At 36.3% G+C, this 3,350-nt stretch carries 3 protein-coding genes and 1 pseudogene; 1 reads left to right on the top strand and 3 read right to left on the bottom strand.

The features are described from left to right. Positions 1–269 precede the first annotated feature (269 nt). The 3 genes from EKM61_RS11640 to EKM61_RS11630 form a co-directional block, all read right to left on the bottom strand. Positions 270–704: a TM2 domain-containing protein gene (locus EKM61_RS11640; protein WP_068377454.1), complete on the bottom strand. Its 435-nt coding sequence runs from the start codon at positions 702–704 to the stop codon at positions 270–272. A gap of 797 nt (positions 705–1,501) precedes the next feature. Beyond that, entirely contained in the window at positions 1,502–2,011 is a 510-nt protein-coding gene (locus tag EKM61_RS11635; RefSeq protein WP_068377452.1) for a MerR family transcriptional regulator, read from the bottom strand. Between the two features lie 69 nt (positions 2,012–2,080). Further along, on the bottom strand, positions 2,081–2,440 hold the full coding sequence (locus EKM61_RS11630; RefSeq protein WP_046870705.1) for a hypothetical protein: 360 nt from the start codon (positions 2,438–2,440) through the stop codon (positions 2,081–2,083). 72 nt (positions 2,441–2,512) lie between these two features. On the opposite strand from EKM61_RS11630, the pseudogene EKM61_RS12385 reads away from it, so the two are divergent. After that, positions 2,513–2,617: pseudogene (locus EKM61_RS12385) on the top strand (IS6 family transposase); the annotation flags it as partial. Positions 2,618–3,350: the final 733 nt, after the last annotated feature.

Raw genomic sequence — 3,350 nt, 5'->3', positions numbered from 1 at the left:
ATGAGTAAACAAAAAGCACATTCACCGAAGTGAATGTGCCGTTCAAAATCTCCACCAATACGATTTGACAGAGACCCTTATTCTATGCGTATATGCGTAATAATTTAGCTTAGTTAACATAATGCACATTAATCAAAGTAGCCTGTTAAATCAACGTTTTGTTGCCTTAACTTTGTGAATCTAAATTGGTATAGGTGAAACGAGCGCCACAAAGCCTAATTTAACAGCATTCTTATTTAGGAAAGTTAGTGAAATATAACCCGTCTATTCTATTTAGATTCCTCTGACGATACTTCTGAATCTGGAACATTTTCTACATTGACGTCTTCATCATCATGCAAACTTGAATACCCATCGCTTTTATTTTGCAAATCTCGACGCATCAAAATTTCTTGAATTGCAGCTTGCTCCTTTTCTTTCTGATCAGCTTTTAACCAAGATGGAATATGAAAAGCATCTACTAACATCCAAATCCCCGTAATTATAGCCCCAAGACCGAAAATCCATACTGTTAACCAAAATATCAATGTCATAGCTACAGCACTACCAGTTTTACCAAAATAATATCTATGACCACCCATAAAGCCTGTAAACCACCATAACAGATAAGCAACCAATGTACTCTTACTATTCTTTTCAACTTCAGAGTTTACTAATAGTAACTCTTGATTGCTTAACTTACTCTTCGTATAAATTGAATCCATAATTATTCCCTAATTCTAAAATTATATGTATTTTTTGATACTTAAAAAATACAACATACAAGCAATACCCATACTTACTATGTACAATACACTTTTTCAACTAATAACGCTATAATAAATAATCACTAGATCTCTTGACTTTGGTCTCGACCTTTGCTGCTCAGAACGCTTGAACCTGAGCGGGATATAGTTTTCCCCTTGTTTTGCAAAGAAGAAAACTTTTTGCTGCTCGTCACGAATCACCGTCACGTAAAAAACTTGTATTGTTACTATTGCGCTTGTAGATTAGCCTAACTAATTTAGCCTATAAAAAAAGCACCCTTTATAGGTGCCAGCAATCATTTATTTTCAGTTGTTTGGATCACTGGCCTTGCGTAATCGCCCTGTACTTTCGTACTGCTTTACCGCCCGCCCCGTACGTGGGACTAACGTTCGGAACCAACCTAAATACAAGTATAGGTTAATTCCTAGTGGGAGTTTATAGCGGCGGCTCTCACTTGACCTGTCGACTTGTTTCATTAGCTCCACTAACCGGCTGTCAGTCCTCGAAAGGTAAGATTAGTTGGCTTGACTAGAATGTTGCCACTCTAGTAACGAGGCTTGGCTCCCCCGTGATCCAGAAAAATTCAACTCTACCTACTTGAAAAATCTTACAATAGTAGGTAAAATGAACACATAAACTTGATGGAGTTATGTGTTCCCCCGGTGCCCACCGAGGGAATTTTTTTGTCTATTTAATTTACTTACAAACATAATTATACCCCCCGACTACTTGAATAGTCGAGGGGTATTTTATATTAGCCTCGTTTTAACCAGTCAAAGAAACCCTTTTTAGGCGTTTTATTGTCTTCCACCTTATGACTATCCTCATTCGGTTCTAAGCCATCTGTATCGTCCTTATTTGGGCTCTCACTGGCATTTTGTTTGGTGTCATTGGCGCTACCATCTAGTAACTTTTCATTTTGTCGATTAGTTGCTAAATTGAGTTGTTGCTGTTGATCAAGTAAGCGCTGGTTTTGCTTGATAATCGCATGTAGATCATTTATCTGCGCGTCCTTAGCTTTAAGCTGTGATTTCAGCTCTTGAATCAATGCCGTTTCATCGTGAACCGTTTCAGAAACGTCTGAAATGGTTTTGCCATTAAATCCCTTTAATATCAGGCTTTTTTGCGTTTCATCGTACAGATTAGAGTTTCTCTTATGTTTCGTTTCATGAATCGAGTTTTGCTTAATGTATCTAAACATGGTTACTTTGCTAGTTCCAGCTATATCAGCCAATTGCTTGATTGTATAATACGTTTCAGCCATTTCAAATCACCGTTTCCATTTCATTTCTGAACTGTTTCTAAAGAAATGATAGCATAATTATCGTAGTCACTAAACATATTTTTCTTTAAAGGTTTCAAGGGCCCGGTTCTTTAAGTAATTGAACTTGCTGACACTAACCGATAATTGGTTGCAAGCTTCACTGCGGCTGAAACGTTTCTCAATAATGTAATCATGTAAGATGAACTGATATTGTGGGTCATCAATTGCATTTAGGGCGTCTTTGACTTCTTTTAACTGGTAAGACAAATCAACGTGGTTTATCAGGCGGCTTTCAGCACCGTTTCGGCTGCTATGACTGGATACTCCATCAAATGAGGGACTAGAAACTTGATTAAAAGCCGTCAAGTCACGTTTTAGTTTGGCATATTGCTTTAATAAATTACAAATCTTCTTAACATCTTGGCGCATTGGAATCACACTTTCTGATTCCAGATATATGTGCTAAAAAACGGGGCTATTACACCCTGTCTTGACGCTACCATGAATTGGTTTAAAGTTCGTTATTTTAATCAAGCTATCATCATAGTAGCTGTTGGTTACTATGATGATTTAATTTAAGCTATCGTGATATCGTTGAAATTATGGCTGATACTATTGTCTTCACATCTCCATATTCCCAAATTGATTTTTTCAACCAATACAATCTTGATAGCAAGGACAGCTTCAAGCAATTTCAACGAAGAATTACTGCTACTATTCAAATAACAGACAAACAATTAATCCAACTACAACCACAAACAAGACCCACACTAACATTAACCCAAGAAGAACTACTAAACGCAATAGCAATAAATCAAACGTACAGCCTCACATACTCAAAAATAGCATTTAGTAAAAAGGTAGATTGTAATTAGTCCGCCTTTTCGTGCTTTGCCTTGGTGGAAAGCACGAACGGCTTAAAGGTTGATATAAAAACGGGCATTAAGTAAACGCCCCTTATATATAAGAATGATTGCTAAAAGTCCAAAATAATAAAACAAAGGAGATAGAATTAATAAATGTCTACAAATTTAAAGGTAGTTGTTGGAACATCAAAATAAAAAAGGGAGTAATATTATGATTGAAACAGAACACAACAACAAGGCTATCGTTAAATTTGAAGGTGATGAAATTCGTAAGTTAACAGTTAATGACAAGGATTATTTCATTGCTAAAGGCGTTTTTGTATAAGGGCAAGGAAACACGTTCTTTCAAGGACGGTTTGTGGAAGATTAAAGATTACAGAATATATGAAATAAGATGGTAGATTGTAAAATTAATCCGAACGCTGTTCGGACAAAAAAGATCAGCTTCCTTTAAAATGGTGTTTACCACAAAC

Source organism: Loigolactobacillus backii, assembly GCF_003946275.1.
Classification (GTDB): domain Bacteria; phylum Bacillota; class Bacilli; order Lactobacillales; family Lactobacillaceae; genus Loigolactobacillus; species Loigolactobacillus backii.
The sequence above is the reverse complement of the archived record's forward strand: the minus strand, read 5'-3'. Positions and strand labels throughout refer to the sequence as shown.

What these genes read in the sequence shown, in the direction of transcription:
- EKM61_RS11640 (WP_068377454.1), bottom strand. Translation starts at nt 704, where the DNA reads ATGGATTCAATTTATACGAAGAGTAAGTTAAGCAATCAAGAGTTACTA.
- EKM61_RS11635 (WP_068377452.1), bottom strand. Translation starts at nt 2,011, where the DNA reads ATGGCTGAAACGTATTATACAATCAAGCAATTGGCTGATATAGCTGGA.
- EKM61_RS11630 (WP_046870705.1), bottom strand. Translation starts at nt 2,440, where the DNA reads ATGCGCCAAGATGTTAAGAAGATTTGTAATTTATTAAAGCAATATGCC.